Origin of the sequence: Nocardioides koreensis, from assembly GCF_039531775.1 — a bacterium.
Classification (GTDB): domain Bacteria; phylum Actinomycetota; class Actinomycetes; order Propionibacteriales; family Nocardioidaceae; genus Nocardioides; species Nocardioides koreensis.
The window spans coordinates 419,701-435,946 of record NZ_BAAAQR010000001.1; the positions used below are offsets into that span (position 1 = coordinate 419,701).

Below are 16,246 nucleotides of genomic sequence, written 5' to 3' on the forward strand. Positions count from 1 at the left end.
GACGGTCCGGCTCGTTGCCCGCGACGGACGATCTGGCTGACCCGGCGGACCCTTCCCGCCGACGCTTCAGACCTCAACTCCCCGGTCCGGTGGTGGCACTCTCATCACGAGAGTGCCAGTGCCATGTTTAGCACTCGCCCGGGGCGAGTGCAAACAGTTGCCACGGGTCCCGGTTCCGGGGCTTTCCCTCGCACCGACGCCGCTCGCGGTCCGGCAGGCCGGGCCCTAGCGTGACAGTCATGCAGCCTCCTCCCGCGCTCCGCACCGCCGTGCCCCTGATCAGCGCCCCGATGGCCGGCCCGGCGGGCGGGCGGCTCGCCCACGCGGTGAGCACGGCCGGCGGCCTCGGGATGATCGGCGTCGCCCCCGACCGTGGCAGCGACTGGATCCGGCGCGAGGCCGCGATCGCCGGGGCCGGCGGCACGGCGTACGGCATCGGGCTGCTGGCCTGGGGCCTCGACCTGGCGCCGGACCACCTGGACACGGTCGTCGAGCTGCGGCCGGCGCTGGTCTCGGTCAGCTTCGGCGAGTACGCCGAGCCGGTGCGGCGGCTGCGCGAGGCCGGGATCCCGACCGCGACGCAGGTCGGCTCACCGGCCGACCTCGACCGTGCCGTGGCGGCCGGCGTCGACGTGATCGTCGCCCGCGGTGGGGAGGGCGGCGGCCACGGGCGCGACCAGATGGCGACCCTGCCGCTGCTCCAGCTGGTGCTCGGGCGGACCGACCTGCCGGTCTACGCCGCGGGCGGGATCCTCGACCACCGGGGGCTGGCCGCGGTCCTCGCCGCCGGTGCGGCCGGCGCCTGGGTCGGCACCGCGTTCCTCGGGTGCGCGGAGGCAGAGGGGACCCCCGCCGCGAAGGCCGCGCTCTTCGCCGCCGAGAAGACCGGCTACGGCCGCGTCTTCGACGTGGCGACGCAGGCGCCGTGGCCGCGGGAGTTCGGCGGGCGGGCCGTGGCCAACGCGTTCTTCGAGGAGTGGCAGGGCCGCGAGGACGACCTCGACGACGCCGCCCGCGACCGGTTCGGCGCGGCGGTCACCGCCGGGGACTTCTCGGTGGCCCACGTGTACGCCGGGCAGGGGGTCGCCGCCCTCACCGGGGAGACCACCGCGGCCGACGTGGTCGCCGGCTTCGCCCGGGCGCTCCCGACGCACCCCGCCTGACAGCCCAGCTGACGAACCGGGCTGACGAACCGGGCTGACGACTCAGCCCGACGCGCGCGCGGCGACGAGGTCGGCGTACGGGCCGGCGTTGCCCGGCAGCACGTCGAGGTAGAGGCCGGGCTCGATCAGCTCCAGCTCGCTGACGACCAGCCGACCGTCGAGCTCCATGAGGTCCACCCGGCCGTAGTCGAGCTCGACCCCGAGCAGCGCCGAGACCTCCCCCATCGCGGCGACGGCGACCGCGGCGGGCTCGTCGGCCAGCGGCACCGGCCTGGAGACCCCGCCGTACTCCTCGTGGACCCGGATCTCGCCCGCGCCCGGCAGCTTGTCGACCTGCGACACCGCGGCCCCGCCGAGCACGAACACCGACGTCTCGCCCCGGGTCCGCACCGACTCGACCAGCGGCTGCACGATCCAGGGACCGGCGGTGAGCCCGCTCAGCCGCTGGTCGTCGGTGCGCTCGGCCTGGACGACGCCGACCCCGCTGGCGCCGGTCCGGGCCTTGACCACCACGGGACCGAAGCGGTCGATGGCCGCGCCGAGGCCGGCCACCAGCGTGCGGTCGTCGAGCAGCGACGTGGGGACGACCGGCACCCGGTCGGCGATGCCGGCGAGGTAGGCCTTGTCGGCGTTCCACGCGAAGACCTCGGCACCGTTGAGCAGCGGGGTGCCCTTCTCCACGGCGCGGGCCCAGTCGAGGAAGTCCGCGCAGCGGCGGTGGTAGTCCCAGGTGGACCGGACGGCGACCAGGTCGGCGGCGGCCCAGTCGACGGCCGGGTCGTCCCAGCACGCCCAGCGCGCGTCCACCCCTCGTGCCGCGAGCTCGGCGACCAGGAGGTCACCGCCCGGCTCGCCCTCGGGGAGCAGGGCGAAGGTGGCCAGCAGGAGGGTCGTCACGCTGCGAGGCTAGGCGGCCGGCAGCGCGCCGGTCCACCGGATTGCCGCCGGGTCACCGCGCCGTGGTCTCGGGAGGCCGGTGCCCGAACGGGACCTGCTCGACCACGCCCAGCGCCGCGAGCACCGAGGGCAGCATCGCCTTGGCCGTGCGCTTGTAGCCGATCGCGCTGGGGTGGAACCGGTCGAGGCTGAACATCTCGTCGGGGTTCGTGATGAAGAACGGCCCGACGACGTGCGCCAGCGAGACCGCGTGCGCGCCGTTGCGCACCGCGGCCGTCTCCTGCGCGCGGGCGAGCTGCCGCGAGGCGCGCGACCCGAGGGCGCGCAGCGGCTGCGGCACCGGACGCAGCGCCCCCAGGTCCGGGCAGGTGCCGACCACCACGGCGGTCCCCCGGTGGCGCAGGGCGACGATGGCCTCCTCGAGGTGGCGCACCGACTCGCCGACCGGCACCCGGTGGGTCACGTCGTTGCCGCCCACGACGATGACGGCCACGTCCGGGCGGTACGCCGGGGGCAGCCCGGCCAGCTGGCCGGCCAGCATCGAGGACTCCGAGCCAACCCGGGCTGCGGTGGTGAGCCGCACGGTGCGCCGCGTCGCCTTGGCCAGCCGCTTGGCCAGCCGGGCGCCGAGCGTCTCCTTGGGCAGGTCGGCCCCGAGGCCGGCCGCGATCGAGTCGCCGAGGAGCAGCAGCTCCAGCGGGTCGCCGTACTTCTTCTTGTAGCGGCCGTCCGCGTCCGGGGCCACCTCGCCGAGCGGCTTGCCGACGACACGCCGGGCGGCGTCGGCCTGGCGGTGCAGGAACTCGCGGGCGCCGTAGCGGAGCCCGCTCCCGGCGAGGCCGAGGCCGGTGGCGGCCGCGGCGAGGAGGAGGGCGCGTTCTCGGGATCGGGTCACCCGGCTGTTCAAGCAGGCGGACCTGAACGGTTGCGGAACGCGACATGTCGATTTCCCCGGCGCCCGTCCGTCATCACGGTGACAGACTCGTCCACGAACGATCGAGAGGAACCACCATGACCGAGTACGTCGTGCTGCTGCCGGGCAACGAGAGCACCTGGGAGGCGGCCACCGAGGAGCAGAAGGCGCAGATGTACGCCCGGCACGGCGAGTTCGCCCGCCTGCTGGCCGAGCGCGGCCACAAGGTCGTGGGCGGCAACGAGCTCACGCACTCGCGCGGGGCCAAGGTCGTCCGGGGCGACCTGGACGCGGTCACCGTCACCGACGGGCCGTACGCCGAGACCGTCGAGCAGCTGACCGGCTACTACCTCGTCGACGCCGACGACCTCGACGACCTGCTCCAGGTGTGCGGCCTGCTGGCCGGCGCCGAGGGCGTCGTCGAGGTGCGCGCCACCGTCGACCACTCCGGGAACGCGTGACCGACGCGCTCTCCGAGGCGCTGCGCGACGAGTGGGGCCGGCTGCTGGCCCTGCTCGTCGCGCAGTTCCGGCGCCTCGACCTGGCCGAGGACGGGCTGGCCGACGCCTTCGAGGCGGCCGCCCGCACCTGGCCCTCGGACGGCGTCCCCGCCAACCCGCCGGCATGGCTGCTCACGACGGCCCGCCGGCGGGTCACCGACCGGCTGCGCACCGAGGCCGTGGCCGCCCGCAAGCTGCCGCTGCTGGCGGTCGAGGCCGACCTGCAGGAGGAGGCGCAACGCGTGATGGCCGAGGCGGGCGAGCAGGTTCGCGACGAGCGGCTGCGGCTGGTGCTCCTGTGCGCGCACCCGTCGCTGCCGCCGGCGTCGGCCGCCGCGCTCACCCTGCGCCTCGTGCTCGGCGTGCCGACCGAGGACGTGGCCCGGCTGTTCCTGGTGAGCACGCCGACCATGGCGGCGCGGCTGACCCGGGCCCGGAAGAAGCTGGCCGGCGAGCGGTTCACCGTCCCTTGCGGGGCGGAGCTGGAGTCCCGGGTCGGCGTGGTCGCGGACGTGGCCTACCTGGCGTTCACGAGCGGCTACGCCCCCGGCTCGGGCGACGACGTGCTCCGCGCCGGGGTCGCGGCCGAGGCGATCCGGCTGGTGCGGGTGCTGCGGTCGCTGCTGCCCGACTCGTTCGCCGGGCGGCCGGAGCTGGACGCGCTGCTGGCGCTGATGCTGGTCCAGCACTCCCGGCGCGACGCGCGGGTGCGGGACGGCCGGCTGGTGCTGCTTCCGGACCAGGATCGGGACGCGTGGCACGGCGAGGAGGCCGTCGAGGCGTTCGACCTGCTGACGCCGCTGGTCGACGCACCGCCCGCGCCGTACCTCCTCCAGGCCCTGATCGCCGCGGAGCACGCGGTCGCGCGCACCGCCGGCGACACCGACTGGCCGCGGATCGCCGCCCGATACCGCGAGCTCGAGGAGCTCACCGGCTCCCCCGTCGTCCGGCTCAACCGGGCGGTCGCCGTCGCCGAGGCGGACGGCCCGCTCGCCGGGCTCGCGCTGCTCGACGGCGTCGTCCTCGCGGGGCACCGGCTCCCGGCGGCCCGGGCCGAGCTGCTGGCGCGCGCCGGTCGCCTCGACGAGGCGCGCACGTCGTACGACGAGGCGATCGGCCGGTCCACGAACCTGGCCGAGAAGGCGCACCTGATCGAGCGGCGCGCGCGGCTGGCCGGCGGGCCGTGACCCGTCAGCGGGCCGGCAGCTCCTCGGCGATGCGCTCGGCGAACTCGCCGGCGCGCGCGAGGTCCTCGGCGTCGGGATGGCCCTTGTTGAGCCCACCCACGATGCGCAGCGGCAGCCACGTGTCGAAGCCACGGCACGAGAACGAGCCCACGACCTCGAATCCCCTGTCCCGGAGCACCGACTCGAGCGAGCGTTGCCAGGGCAGGGACTGGGACCGCCCCATCCCGGAGGTGGTGTATACGAAGGCGCGGGTTCCGCGGACGTGCGGCAGCCGCTCCACGTACTTGCGCAGGCGGGCGTGGTGCGAGCCTCGGAAGATGCCCGAACCGAACCCGACGAGCGGGCGTTCGGACAGCGTGTGGGGATCGACGTCCTCCGGCTCGCGCACGTCGGCTCGCAGGACCTCGGCCATGGCGCGGGCCACCAGCGCCGTGTTTCCCTCCGACACCGACACGCAGAGGATCAGGGGTGGCCGCTCCATGTCGGAAGTCTTCTCTCCCGTGCGGGCCGGGGCAGAGCCGAAGGTCCCCTGCGCGATCAGCCGCCGGCGACCGCCGGGATCACCGAGATCTGGGTCCCGTCGGGCGTGACGGTGTCGAGGTTCTCGAGGAACCGCACGTCGTCGTTGCCGACGTAGACGTTCACGAACCGGCGCAGGCCGCCGCCCTCGTCGAGGATCCGGCCCTTGATGCCGGAGTAGTGCGTGTCCAGGTGGTCCAGCACCTCGGCGAGGGTGCCGCCCTCGGCGGACACCTCCGACTCGCCGCCGGTGTAGGTCCGCAGGATGGTGGGGATCCGGACCGAAACGCTCATGGAGACTCCTCGAGAAAGACTGCGCCGACTCGGCGGCTCTGACAGGAAAACTACGCCGACCGGGCGGTCACGCAAGCCCGGTCGCGGCGAACGCGGCGTACGACGGGTCGATGGTGGCCGCGGGACCCACGGAGCCGGAGACCGCGTCGAGGGTCTTCAGGCCGTGCCCGGTGTTGATGACGACGGTGTCCAGGGTGGGGTCGAGCTGACCGGTCTCGACGAGCTTCTTCAGCACACCGACCGTGGTGCCGCCGGCGGTCTCGGTGAAGATCCCCTCGGTGCGGGCCAGCAGGACGATCGCCTCGCGGACCTCGTCGTCGGTGATGTCCTCGACCGCCCCGCCGGTCTCCCGGCAGATGTCGAGGACGTAGATGCCGTCGGCGGGGTTGCCGATGGCCAGGCTCTTGGCGATGGTGTCCGGCTTGACCGGACGGATCGCTTCGACGCCACCCTTGTAGGCGACCGAGACCGGGGAGCAGCCGGTGGCCTGCGCGCCGTACACCTTGTAGGGCTTGTCCGCTACCAGGCCCAGCCTGATCAGCTCCTGGAAGGCCTTGTGCACCTTGGTCAGCTGCGAGCCGGAGGCGACCGGGATGACGATCTGGTCGGGCAGCCGCCAGCCGAGCTGCTCGGCGATCTCGTAGCCCAGGGTCTTGGAGCCCTCGGCGTAGTAGGGCCGGACGTTGACGTTGACGAACGCCCAGCCGTCCTCCTCGCCCGCGATCTCGGAGGCCAGCCGGTTCACGTCGTCGTAGTTGCCGTCCACGGCGACCAGAGAGTCGGTGTAGACCGCGGAGTTCACCTGCTTGGGCTGCTCGAGGTTGCTCGGGATGAAGACGACGGTCTTGATGCCGGCGCGGGCGCCCGCCGCGGCGACGGCGTTGGCGAGGTTGCCGGTCGAGGGGCAGGCGAAGACCTTGCTGCCGAACTCGCGGGCCGCGCTCAGGGCGCAGGCCACCACGCGGTCCTTGAAGGAGTTGGTGGGGTTGGTCGAGTCGTCCTTGACCCACAGGTTGTCGATGCCCAGCTGGCGGCCGAGGTTGTTCGCCTTGAGCAGCCGGGTGAACCCGGGCTCCATGTTGGGGCTCTCCTCGATGTCGGCCGGGACCGGGAGCAGCGCCTTGTAGCGCCAGATGTTGCGGGGCCCGGCCTCGATCTCCTCGCGGGTCACGGCCGGGAAGTCGTAGGCGATCTCGAGCGGACCGAAGCACTCCGGACACGCGTAGTGGGGCCCGAGGTCGACCTGGTGGCCACACTCGCGGCACGACAGCGCGCGGGCGTTGCCGAAGGCGCCCTCGCGCAGACCGCTGCCCTGAGTGGTACCGGGGATGGATGCCTGCTCGGCGACGACAGCGCTCATGGAAGTCCTCCTCCTCATCTTCCCCGGGCGTCTCTCGCACCGGGCCGGAATTGGCACCGTTTCCGCGACCGCGTCCCTGGGCGGGGCGTGGGGGCTCGCGGCGGTTGCCGGGACTTCACAGGGCCGTTCCCTCAGTCCCTCTCGATGAGCTGGTCAGGACTCTACGGGAGCCGTCTCACGATGCGCACATCGCGTCCGCATGCTGGTCGGGGACGGACCGGGTCGTGTGGCTGAGGGTGCGCCATGGCGCACCCTGGGCCACACAACTCCTCAGGCACGCAGGTCGCGGGCGTCGACGGTGAGCTGGCGGAGCAGGTCGAGGACCCCCTCGGGCCCCTTGACCACGACGTCGGCGCGCGACTCCAGGCTGCTCTCCTCCTCCGAGGAGGCGCAGACCAGCAGCGTCGGCAACCCCTGCTCGCGCAGCGTCGCGACCGCCTCGAACGCCTCGACGTCCCCGAGGTCGTCGCCGGCGAAGAGCAGCGCGCCGGGCTCGAGCTCGCGCACCAGGGTCTCGACGACCACGCCCTTGTGCATGCCGGGCGAGCGGACCTCGATGACGTTGCGGCCCGGCTCCACGGTCAGCTCGTGGCGACGCGCCTGCTCGCGGACCAGCGGCAGCAGCCGCTCGAAGGCGCCCCGGGGGTCCGGGAGGCGGCGGGTGTGCACGGCGACGGCGAGGCCCTTGTCCTCGATGTGGGCGTCGGCTGCGTCGGCCTGCCGCAGGATCCGGGGCAGCTCGCGCAGGAAGGTCGCCAGCCCGTGCGGCGGCCGCGGCGAGATCACCCGCCGGTTGGTGGACGACCAGCGTTCGTTGCCGTACTGCCCGAAGAGGTAGAGCTCCTTGCCGGCGTCACCGATGGCGTTGCCGACCTCCTCGAGGCCGCCGAGCGCGAGCGCCTGCCGGGCGGGCCGGCCGGTGACCACCGCGATCGCCTGCACCTGGGTGGCCAGGTCGACCAGCACGTCGGAGGCGTCGGGGTGGATGTGGGCCTGCGCCGGGTCGTCGACGATCGGCGAGAGGGTCCCGTCGAAGTCGAGCCCGACCACGCACGTCGCCGCGGCCCGCACCAGCGCGGCGTACCGCTGCTCGCCCTCGACCGAGGTGAACTCCATGGGAGACACCCAACCACGAACGACGTACGCCGTGGAGCGGGCGGGTGGGTCGGCCCGCGGGCCGGCCCCGGTGTCAGCCCAGCTCGCCGGTGAGGATGAGCGTGAGCCGGTCGAGCCGCATCGGGTCGACCGCGGGCACCACCCGGTGGACGCCGAGGTCGAGCGCGAGGACCTTCGCGGCGGCCTCGAGCCGCTGCGGGTAGTAGACCGTGGTGGCCGGGACGCTGCCGTACCAGTTGTCGGAGCCGACGACCTGCCAGCCGGCGCCGGAGGCGCGGGAGGCGACCCGGCCGGCGAGGCCGGTGATGCCGGAGTTGTTGTAGACCTCGACGTAGACCTGGCCGCGCTGGACGGCCGGCTTCTTGTGCTTGATCTGCTTCGGCTTGTGCGGCGCGAGGGTGGGCTTCTTGGTGGGCTCCGCGGAGGCGGCCGGCTTCTCGGCCACGGCGACGGTCGTGACCTCGCGCTCGGCGGGCTCACCGCCGCGGGTGGCGACGTAGGCGATCCCGGCCATGGCGACGGCGATGATGCTCAGCATCACCACGGGCGAGGGGAAGACCACGCCGCGCTGGTCCCGGACGCGCACCTCAGACCTCGAAGCCGAGGCGGCGGGCGGAGCGCTGGCGCTGGCGGGCGGCGCGCAGGCGGCGCAGCCGGCGGACCAGCAGCGGGTCGGCCTCGAGGGCCTCGGGCCGGTCGATCAGGGCGTTGAGCACCTGGTAGTAGCGGGTCGAGGACATGTCGAACTTCTCGCGGACCGCCGTCTCCTTGGCCCCGGCGTACTTCCACCACTGGCGCTCGAACTCGAGGATCTCGCGGTCCCGGTCACTGAGACTGGGGGCAGCCTCCTCGTCGTGGCCGTGCAGGGCGTTCGCGGCATCCATGCGCTGTCTCCCCGATGCTGTGATGGTGGTTGGGTGCGAGTCTAGGCGACGAACAACATCGATGTCATTCGTATCGCCGGCGTGCCCGCGGCGAGTCGCGTCGCCCGGAGAAGCCTAGGGTCTGGCGCATGGAGTCCAGCCACCGCCCCGTCAGCTGGGGCATCCTCGCCACCGGCAAGATCGCCCAGACCTTCGCCCGCGACCTCGCCGAGGTCCCCGGCGCCCGGCTCGCCGCGGTCGGCTCCCGGCGCCTCGAGAGCGCCCGCGCCTTCGCCGACCGGTACGGCGCCGAGCAGCCGGATGCCGCCGCGGCGTACGGGTCCTACGAGGAGCTGGTGGCCGACCCCGAGGTCGAGGTGGTCTACATCGCCACCCCGCACGCCCTGCACCTCGAGAACGCGCGGCTGGCCTTCGAGGCCGGCAAGCACGTGCTGTGCGAGAAGCCCCTGACCCTCAACGCCGCCGAGGCCGCGGAGATGGTGGCCCTCGCCCGCCGCCACGACCGGTTCCTGATGGAGGCGATGTGGACCGCCTGCCACCCGGTGGTGCGGCGGCTCGGTGCCGACCTGCGCGCCGGGCGCTTCGGCACCCCGCGGCACTTCCACGCGGAGCTCGGCTTCCGGGTCGAGGCACCACCCGAGGACCGCATGCTCAACCCCCACCTGGGCGCGAGCGCCCTGCTGGACATGGGGATCTACCCGCTCACGCTCGCCCACCTGCTGCTGGGCGAGGCCGAGGCCCTGCACGCGGTGGGCGTCCTGTCCGAGGGCGGCATCGACCTGGACGTGGCCGTGACCGGGCGCTACCCGGGCGGCGCGCTGGCCACCATGAAGGCCTCGATGACCTCCTGGTCCTCGCGGGCCGGGGCGCTGGCCACCGACCTGGGGCGCATCGACCTCGACAACTTCCACCACCCGACGCACGCGACGTTCACGCCGTTCGCCGCGGGCGGCTCGAACGACCGGGACGGCCGCGGCGACCCGGTGCACATCGCGGGCGACGAGCCGGTGCTCGGCCTGGGCTACGGCAACGAGATCGCCGAGGTCGGCCGCTGCCTGCGGGCCGGGCTGCGGGAGAGCCCGCTGGTGCCGCTCGAGCAGACCGTGACCCTGATGCGACAGATGGACGACCTGCGCGGGCAGATCGGGGTGCGCTACCGCGTCGACGAGCGCAACGCTTGACCCGCGTCACCTAGGGTTGGGCCGTGGCTTCCTCTGGCTCCGCCGACCTCGTGATCGTCGCCAACCGGTTGCCCGTCGACCGGGTGACCCTGCCGGACGGGACGCAGGAGTGGCGTCCCTCGCCGGGCGGCCTGGTGAGCGCGCTCGAGCCGATCATGCGTGCCAACGACGGCACCTGGATCGGCTGGCCCGGCGGCACCGACCAGGACCACGAGCCGTTCGACGCCGACGGGATGTCCCTGGTGCCGATGTCGATGACCGCCCAGGAGGTCGAGTACTTCTACGAGGGGTTCGCCAACGCGACCCTCTGGCCGCTCTACCACGACCTGGTCGCCAAGCCGAGCTTCCACCGCGAGTGGTGGGACGCCTACGTCTCGGTCAACCGCCGGTTCGCCGAGCGGGCCGCCGAGGTCGCCTCCGAGGGCGCGACGGTGTGGGTGCACGACTACCAGATGCAGCTGGTCCCGCAGATGCTGCGCGAGCTGCGCCCGGACCTGCGGATCGGCTTCTACCTGCACATCCCGTTCCCGCCGGCCGAGCTGTTCCAGCAGCTGCCCTGGCGGCGCCAGATCCTCGAGGGGCTGCTCGGCGCCGACCTGGTCGGTTTCCAGCTCAGCGGCGGCGCCCAGAACTTCGTCCGGCTGGTGCGCCAGCGGGTCGGCCACAAGACCCACCGGGACCTCGTCTACCTGCCCGACGGCCGCAGCGTGCGGGCCGCCGCGTTCCCGATCTCGATCGACACCGCGGCGTACGAGGACCTGGCCCGCTCCGAGCGCGTCGAGAAGCGTGCGCAGGAGATCCGCGACGTCCTCGGCAACCCGCGCCGGGTGTTCCTCGGCGTGGACCGGCTCGACTACACCAAGGGCATCTACGCACGGCTGCGGGCCTTCAGCGAGCTGATCATCGACGGCCACTTCGACGTCGAGGACGCCGTCTTCGTGCAGGTGGCGACGCCCTCGCGCGAGCAGGTCGAGCAGTACCGCATCCTCCGCGACGAGATCGACCGCCTCGTCGGCCACATCAACGGCGACCTCGGCCGGATCGGCCGCCCGGCGATCCACTACCTGCACGCGTCGTACCCGCGCGAGGAGATGGCGGCGTTCTACCGGGCCGCCGACATCATGGTGGTGACGCCGTTCCGCGACGGCATGAACCTGGTCGCCAAGGAGTACGTCGCCTGCCGCTACGAGGGCGACGGCGCACTGGTGCTCTCGGAGTTCGCCGGCGCGGCCGACGAGCTGCGGCAGGCCTGGCTGATCAACCCCTACGACATCAACGGGATGAAGGCGGCGCTGCTCGAGGCCTACCGGGCCGACGACAAGGAGCGGTCGCGCCGGATGAAGGCGATGCGCAAGACGGTCACGCAGCACGACGTCGCGGCCTGGGCGGACAGCTTCCTGTCCGAGCTGTCCGAGCTGCGGCCCTCGCACGGCAAGAGCGTGCGGCCGGCCAAGCGGTCCTGACGTCTCGACCGACGCCTCTCCACCGGGCTCCTGAACGGGCGCGGGTGTGGCCGAGACGACGTGTGCCTACGCCCTGCGGTCAGGTACTTTTCGCCCATGGATCTGATCCCGAAGCCCGATCAGGTCGTCTCTGCCGCCAGCAACGTGGCCCACAAGGTGTTCTACGGCGGCCTGGCCGATCTCCGTCCGATGCCGCGCACCCTCATCGACGACGGCATGCTGCGTGAGGTCTACCACTACCGCCCCTCCGGGAAGGTCAAGGAGCAGGGCGACCCGGTCCTCCTGGTGACCCCGCTGGCCGCGCCGGCGCTCTGCTACGACCTGCGCCGCGGCTGCTCCCTGGTCGAGCACCTCGTCGGCGAGGGCCGCCCGACGTACCTCGTCGAGTACGGCCAGGTCTCCTTCCGCGACCGCGCCCTCGGCATGGAGCACTGGGTCGACGAGGTGATCCCCGCGGCGATCCGCGAGGTGTCGGCGCACGCCGGTGGCCGGCCCGTGCACGTGGTCGGCTGGAGCCTGGGGGGCATCTTCGCGATGCTCACCGCGGCCGACAGCCCCGAGCTGCCGATCGGCTCGCTGACCGTGGTCGGCTCCCCCGTCGACGTGAAGCAGGTCCCGCTGGTCGCCCCGCTGCGCCCGCTGCTGAACCTCACCGACGGCCGGGGCGGCATCACCCGCACCTACCAGGCCCTGGGCGGCGCCCCGAAGCCGCTGGTGCGCTGGGCCTTCCAGCTCTCGTCGTTCCAGAAGCTCGTGACCAAGCCGGTGGCGGTCGCGACCCACCTCGACGACACCGACTTCCTGGCGCAGCTCGAGGCCGTCGACCGGTTCACCGACAACATGATCGCCTACCCCGGCCGCACCTTCGGCCAGCTCTACCACCGCTTCGTGAAGGGCAACGCGCTCGTCAGCGGCGCCATGGAGCTGGGTGACCGCACCATCTCGCTGGCCGACATCACCGCCCCGGTGCTGGTCTTCGGCGGCGCCACCGACGGCATCGCGCCGGCGCCGGCGGTCAAGGCCGTCGTGCCGCTGCTGAGCGGGGCGAGGGACGTGCGCTTCGAGATCGTCCCGGGCGGCCACCTCGGCATGCTCACCGGCCGCCGCGCGCGCACCAGCACCTGGCAGGTGCTCGACGAGTGGGTCGCGCAGTGGTCCAGCGACGCCGAGGGCGTCCCCACGCCGGCCGCGAAGAAGACGTCGAAGAAGGCGCCGGCCAAGAAGGCCTCGACCAAGAAGGCCCCGGGCAAGAAGGCTTCTGCAGCGAAGAAGGCCCCGGCCAAGAAGACCCCCGCGAAGAAGAAGCCGGCGAAGAAGACCGCCTCCGCGGAGGCGATCGGCGCCAACCCCTCCCGCCGCTACGGCTCCGGCGGCTCCCGCGCCCTCTCCCGCTGATCCCTCGAGGTACCCGCCCGGGGAAAGTGCCCGCCCCCTCCTCAGCGGGGGATGCCGGCGCGGCCCTCGGGGGTGGCGTACCGCTCGAGGTAGGCGGTCACCATGGTGATGCCCTCCTCGATCAGGGCCGGGTCGCCGTCGTCGTCGTTCTCGAAGGCCAGCTGGAAGACCCGGTCGCCCACCTCCACGGCCAGCAGCGCCATGTCCGGGGTGAGGGTCGGGCCGGCGAGGCCGGCGTCGACGGCGAAGGCGTGCAGCATCTCGGCGACGCGGGCGTTGTGCTCGCGGCCGAACCGGTGCACGGCGGCATTGGTGCGGCCGCGCAGGTAGATCTCCACGAAGGCGCGGCGGCGGTGGTAGACCGTCACGAACGCCGTCATCGTGGCCCGCACGACCCCGGCGACCGAGAGCACCTCGAGCGCGCCGAGGTCCTCCACCACCTGGGCGTCCATCTCCTCCATGTCGCGCGCGGCGAGCGCGAGGAGCACGGCGTCCTTGTCGGCGAAGTACTGGTACAGCGAGGCCACGGGCGCGCCGGCGGCCTCGGCGATGTCGCGGGTGGTGAGCGACTCGACCCCGCGCTCGACCACGAGCCGGGCCGCCGCGTCGAGGAGGCCCTCGACGCGGCGCCGGCTGCGCTCCTGCCTCGGGACCCGTCGCTTCGGGGTGGGTTGATGGGTCCGTACCGCAGGCATGCGATCCAGTGTAGGCTGCCAACGCGAAACTGACACAGGTTCACTTTTCTCACGCACCTCGAACGTCGCACCTGGAGACGCCATGACCTCCTCCCCGTTCTCCCGTCGCACCCTGCTGGGCGGCGCCGCGCTCGGCGGCCTCGCGGTCGGCACCGGGACCCTGACCGGGCTGGACAGCGCCGCCGCCTCGTTGCAGGGCGCGCTCCCCCGCCACGTGGACGTGGTGGTAGTCGGCGGCGGCATCTCGGGGCTCGTGGCCGCGCGCCGGGTCGCCCGCCAGGGACGCCGCGTCCTGCTCGTCGAGGCCCGCCACCGGGTCGGCGGCCGGGTCCTCAACCACCGCCTCCGCGAGGGCGCGACCATCGAGTCGGGCGGCGCGTTCATCGGCCCCACCCAGACGCACATCGCTGCCCTGGCCCGCGAGCTCGGCGTACCGACGTTCAAGGAGTACAACACCGGCAACAGCGTCTACATCTCCTCCACCACCGGGCGGATGGAGTACGCCGGCACGGTGCCGCCGGACCCGACGATCCTCCCGGACGCCGCGCGGCTGCTGCAGGAGATCGACAGCTACGCCGCCGAGATCCCGGTCGACGCCCCCTGGACCCACCCCCGCGCCGCGGAGTGGGACCAGATGACCCTGGGCGAGTACATCCGCCGCAACGCGGTCAACGCCGACGGCGTCGAGAACCTGATCCGGTGCTGGACCCAGCCCGGCTTCGGCGCCGACCCCAGCGAGCTGTCGTTCCTCTACGTGCTCTGGTACGTCGCGTGCTCGGGCAACGAGAAGAACCTCGGCACCTTCTCCCGCAACTCCGACACCGAGAACGGAGCCCAGGAGCGGCGGTTCGTCGGAGGCTCCCAGCTGATCCCGCTGCGGCTGGCCGAGCAGCTCGGCGACATCGTGGCGCTCGCCGCCCCGGTGCACCGCATCGAGCAGAAGGACCACCACGCGGTCGTCCACACCGGACGCGGCACGGTCACCGCCAAGCGGGTGATCGTCGCGGCACCGCCGCCGCTGGTGCTGGACATCGACTGGTTCCCGAAGCTGCCCGCGCGACGGTTCGAGCTGCTCCGCCACCTCGACATGGGCCAGCTGATGAAGTGCGACGCGGTCTACGAGCGCCCGTTCTGGCGCGAGGCCGGCCTCAACGGGTTCGGGATCAGCGACTCCGGCGCGGTGCGGGCGGCCTTCGACAACTCCCCCGCGCCCGGCGACCCCGGGGTGCTGCTGGCCTTCGTCGGCGGCAGCACGTGGCGTCGCTACGGCGTGCAGACGAGGGCGAAGCGGCGCCGGGCCGTGCTCGAGGGGTTCGCCGCGATGTTCGGCGAGCAGGCGCTGCACCCGGTCGACTACGTCGAGCACGACTGGACCCACGAGGTCTGGACCCGCGGCGGCCCGGTCGCCAACTACGCACCGGGCACGATGGTGCAGCTCGGGTCCGCGATCCGGCGGCCGTTCGGACGGGTGCACTGGGCCGGCACCGAGACCTCGACGTACTGGACCGGCTACATGGACGGCGCCGTGCGTTCGGGCCAGCGGGCCGCCGTCGAGGTCCTGGAGCGGCTGTGAAGAGGCTCCTCGCCGCGCTGGCCGCGGTCGTGCTGCTCGCACCGGCACCCGCGGGGGCGGCGCCGGCGCGCGAGAAGTGGGACACCCGGGTCTTCGCGCACGTGCAGGCGCCCGGCTACCCGGCGTACGTCTTCAGCCACCGCAACGGACGGGTGTACGCCGGCACCTACACCGACCCGCAGGGCGACCGCCGGCGCTCGCGGGTCTTCGAGTGGTCGCGCGGCGGCGCGCTGCTGCGGTCGTGGACCGTGCCCGGGCAGGATCTCTCGCAGGACCGCGGGGTGCAGGTCGCGAACGCCGACGCCCGCGGCCGCCTGGTGCTGCTGGAGAAGTCGACCGCGACCGTCCGGACGCTGGACGTCCGCACCGGCCGGTTCCGCACCTGGGCCACGCTGCCCGACCTGCCGACGTGTGCGCCCGGCACGACCGGGCCCGACTGCTCGCCGAACGCCGTGGACTACCCGGCCATCCCGAACTACGCGACCTGGGGGCCGGGCGGAGCGCTCTACGTCAGCGACTACGGCCAGGCGGTGATCTGGAAGCTCCCGCGCGGCTCGGTGCAGCCGCGGGTGTGGTTCGCCTCGGCGCAGCTGGACGGCTCGGAGTTCGGGACCGCGGGGCTGGTCTACCGGCCCGGCCGGCGCGACCTGCTGATCACCCAGCAGTCGACCGCGACCGACGGCAGCGTGCCGACCGACGGCAAGCTCTACCGGCTGCCGATCCGGCGCTCCGGCCGGCCGGGACCGCTCTCGACGCTGTGGACCTCCAGCCCCGGTGACCTGCCCGACGGCTTCGGGATCGCCCGGTCCGGGCACGTCTACGTCGCGAACGCCGGCCTCTCCAACCAGCTGGTCGAGCTGGGCGCGGACGGCCACGAGATCGCGCGGTTCCCGGCCGTGCCCGGCACCGGTGAGAACGGCTCGGCGATCCCCTTCGACACCCCTTCGTCGGCGACGTTCCTGGGCACCCGCGTGCTGGTCGCCAACCAGTCCTTCTTCGGCGACACCTCCCACCACGCGGTGCTCGACGTCGCGGTGCGCGAGCGGGCACGGGCGCCGTACCTGCCCTCGAACGCGTTCTGGCGGTGACCGGTCGGGGCGGACCGG

17 protein-coding genes and 1 riboswitch are annotated in these 16,246 nt (G+C 73.3%); of the genes, 8 read left to right on the forward strand and 9 right to left on the reverse strand.

Annotated elements, in window-relative coordinates; genetic code table 11:
- Positions 1-239: 239 nt before the first annotated feature.
- Complete coding sequence (locus ABD268_RS01980) at positions 240-1,163, forward strand: NAD(P)H-dependent flavin oxidoreductase (protein ID WP_344146767.1); 924 nt, start codon at positions 240-242, stop codon at positions 1,161-1,163.
- A gap of 42 nt (positions 1,164-1,205) precedes the next feature.
- On the opposite strand, the gene ABD268_RS01985 is transcribed toward ABD268_RS01980, so the two are convergent.
- The gene (locus tag ABD268_RS01985) at positions 1,206-2,060 is read right to left on the reverse strand and encodes an ATP-grasp domain-containing protein (RefSeq protein WP_344146770.1); all 855 of its coding nucleotides are present in this window, start codon (positions 2,058-2,060) and stop codon (positions 1,206-1,208) included.
- A gap of 52 nt (positions 2,061-2,112) precedes the next feature.
- On the reverse strand, positions 2,113-2,955 hold the full coding sequence (locus ABD268_RS01990) for an SGNH/GDSL hydrolase family protein (RefSeq protein WP_344146773.1): 843 nt from the start codon (positions 2,953-2,955) through the stop codon (positions 2,113-2,115).
- A 116-nt stretch (positions 2,956-3,071) separates the two neighbouring features.
- Here ABD268_RS01990 and ABD268_RS01995 point away from each other — a divergent pair, with 116 nt between their 5' ends.
- Both ABD268_RS01995 and ABD268_RS02000 read left to right on the forward strand, forming a co-directional pair.
- Complete coding sequence (locus ABD268_RS01995; RefSeq protein ID WP_344146776.1) at positions 3,072-3,434, forward strand: YciI family protein; 363 nt, start codon at positions 3,072-3,074, stop codon at positions 3,432-3,434.
- On the forward strand, positions 3,431-4,660 hold the full coding sequence (locus tag ABD268_RS02000; RefSeq protein ID WP_344146780.1) for an RNA polymerase sigma factor: 1,230 nt from the start codon (positions 3,431-3,433) through the stop codon (positions 4,658-4,660). The genes ABD268_RS01995 and ABD268_RS02000 overlap by 4 nt, the downstream gene beginning before the upstream one ends.
- 4 nt (positions 4,661-4,664) lie before the next feature.
- Here ABD268_RS02000 and ABD268_RS02005 read toward each other — a convergent pair whose 3' ends face one another.
- The 6 genes from ABD268_RS02005 to napA form a co-directional block, all read right to left on the reverse strand.
- Positions 4,665-5,141, reverse strand: a complete 477-nt coding sequence (locus tag ABD268_RS02005) for a flavodoxin family protein (RefSeq protein ID WP_344146783.1) — start codon at positions 5,139-5,141, stop codon at positions 4,665-4,667.
- A 56-nt stretch (positions 5,142-5,197) separates the two neighbouring features.
- Positions 5,198-5,473, reverse strand: a complete 276-nt coding sequence (locus tag ABD268_RS02010; RefSeq protein ID WP_344146786.1) for a MoaD/ThiS family protein — start codon at positions 5,471-5,473, stop codon at positions 5,198-5,200.
- A gap of 67 nt (positions 5,474-5,540) precedes the next feature.
- Positions 5,541-6,833 (reverse strand): threonine synthase, encoded by a 1,293-nt coding sequence (gene thrC, locus ABD268_RS02015; RefSeq protein WP_344146789.1) that lies wholly within the window; start codon positions 6,831-6,833, stop codon positions 5,541-5,543.
- A gap of 11 nt (positions 6,834-6,844) precedes the next feature.
- Positions 6,845-6,984, reverse strand: a riboswitch (SAM riboswitch).
- Between the two features lie 119 nt (positions 6,985-7,103).
- Positions 7,104-7,949, reverse strand: a complete 846-nt coding sequence (gene otsB, locus ABD268_RS02020; protein ID WP_344146792.1) for a trehalose-phosphatase — start codon at positions 7,947-7,949, stop codon at positions 7,104-7,106.
- Positions 7,950-8,022: 73 nt separating this feature from the next.
- The gene (locus ABD268_RS02025; RefSeq protein ID WP_344146795.1) at positions 8,023-8,535 is read right to left on the reverse strand and encodes a LytR C-terminal domain-containing protein; all 513 of its coding nucleotides are present in this window, start codon (positions 8,533-8,535) and stop codon (positions 8,023-8,025) included.
- Position 8,536: 1 nt separating this feature from the next.
- Entirely contained in the window at positions 8,537-8,833 is a 297-nt protein-coding gene (napA, locus tag ABD268_RS02030; RefSeq protein WP_344146798.1) for a nucleoid-associated protein NapA, read from the reverse strand.
- Between the two features lie 128 nt (positions 8,834-8,961).
- On the opposite strand from napA, the gene ABD268_RS02035 reads away from it, so the two are divergent.
- The 3 genes from ABD268_RS02035 to ABD268_RS02045 all read left to right on the forward strand — a co-directional run bounded on the left by ABD268_RS02035 (position 8,962) and on the right by ABD268_RS02045 (position 12,872).
- On the forward strand, positions 8,962-10,014 hold the full coding sequence (locus ABD268_RS02035) for a Gfo/Idh/MocA family protein (RefSeq protein WP_344146801.1): 1,053 nt from the start codon (positions 8,962-8,964) through the stop codon (positions 10,012-10,014).
- A 23-nt stretch (positions 10,015-10,037) separates the two neighbouring features.
- Complete coding sequence (locus ABD268_RS02040) at positions 10,038-11,477, forward strand: alpha,alpha-trehalose-phosphate synthase (UDP-forming) (RefSeq protein WP_344146804.1); 1,440 nt, start codon at positions 10,038-10,040, stop codon at positions 11,475-11,477.
- A gap of 96 nt (positions 11,478-11,573) precedes the next feature.
- Positions 11,574-12,872: an alpha/beta fold hydrolase gene (locus ABD268_RS02045; RefSeq protein ID WP_344146807.1), complete on the forward strand. Its 1,299-nt coding sequence runs from the start codon at positions 11,574-11,576 to the stop codon at positions 12,870-12,872.
- Positions 12,873-12,913: 41 nt separating this feature from the next.
- Here the strand turns inward: ABD268_RS02045 and ABD268_RS02050 are convergent, their stop codons facing one another.
- Positions 12,914-13,567 (reverse strand): TetR/AcrR family transcriptional regulator, encoded by a 654-nt coding sequence (locus ABD268_RS02050; RefSeq protein WP_344146810.1) that lies wholly within the window; start codon positions 13,565-13,567, stop codon positions 12,914-12,916.
- An 82-nt stretch (positions 13,568-13,649) separates the two neighbouring features.
- On the opposite strand from ABD268_RS02050, the gene ABD268_RS02055 reads away from it, so the two are divergent.
- Together ABD268_RS02055 and ABD268_RS02060 are read left to right on the forward strand one after the other, a co-directional pair.
- On the forward strand, positions 13,650-15,140 hold the full coding sequence (locus tag ABD268_RS02055; RefSeq protein WP_344146813.1) for a flavin monoamine oxidase family protein: 1,491 nt from the start codon (positions 13,650-13,652) through the stop codon (positions 15,138-15,140).
- Positions 15,137-16,228, forward strand: coding sequence for an SMP-30/gluconolactonase/LRE family protein (locus tag ABD268_RS02060; RefSeq protein ID WP_344146815.1), 1,092 nt, complete (start codon positions 15,137-15,139; stop codon positions 16,226-16,228). The genes ABD268_RS02055 and ABD268_RS02060 overlap by 4 nt, the downstream gene beginning before the upstream one ends.
- The last annotated feature ends 18 nt before the right edge of the window (positions 16,229-16,246 follow it).

What these genes read in the sequence shown, in the direction of transcription:
- ABD268_RS01980 (WP_344146767.1), top strand. Translation starts at nt 240, where the DNA reads ATGCAGCCTCCTCCCGCGCTCCGCACCGCCGTGCCCCTGATCAGCGCC.
- ABD268_RS01995 (WP_344146776.1), top strand. Translation starts at nt 3,072, where the DNA reads ATGACCGAGTACGTCGTGCTGCTGCCGGGCAACGAGAGCACCTGGGAG.
- ABD268_RS02005 (WP_344146783.1), bottom strand. Translation starts at nt 5,141, where the DNA reads ATGGAGCGGCCACCCCTGATCCTCTGCGTGTCGGTGTCGGAGGGAAAC.
- ABD268_RS02010 (WP_344146786.1), bottom strand. Translation starts at nt 5,473, where the DNA reads ATGAGCGTTTCGGTCCGGATCCCCACCATCCTGCGGACCTACACCGGC.
- thrC (WP_344146789.1), bottom strand. Translation starts at nt 6,833, where the DNA reads ATGAGCGCTGTCGTCGCCGAGCAGGCATCCATCCCCGGTACCACTCAG.
- otsB (WP_344146792.1), bottom strand. Translation starts at nt 7,949, where the DNA reads ATGGAGTTCACCTCGGTCGAGGGCGAGCAGCGGTACGCCGCGCTGGTG.
- napA (WP_344146798.1), bottom strand. Translation starts at nt 8,833, where the DNA reads ATGGATGCCGCGAACGCCCTGCACGGCCACGACGAGGAGGCTGCCCCC.
- ABD268_RS02035 (WP_344146801.1), top strand. Translation starts at nt 8,962, where the DNA reads ATGGAGTCCAGCCACCGCCCCGTCAGCTGGGGCATCCTCGCCACCGGC.
- ABD268_RS02045 (WP_344146807.1), top strand. Translation starts at nt 11,574, where the DNA reads ATGGATCTGATCCCGAAGCCCGATCAGGTCGTCTCTGCCGCCAGCAAC.
- ABD268_RS02050 (WP_344146810.1), bottom strand. Translation starts at nt 13,567, where the DNA reads ATGCCTGCGGTACGGACCCATCAACCCACCCCGAAGCGACGGGTCCCG.
- ABD268_RS02055 (WP_344146813.1), top strand. Translation starts at nt 13,650, where the DNA reads ATGACCTCCTCCCCGTTCTCCCGTCGCACCCTGCTGGGCGGCGCCGCG.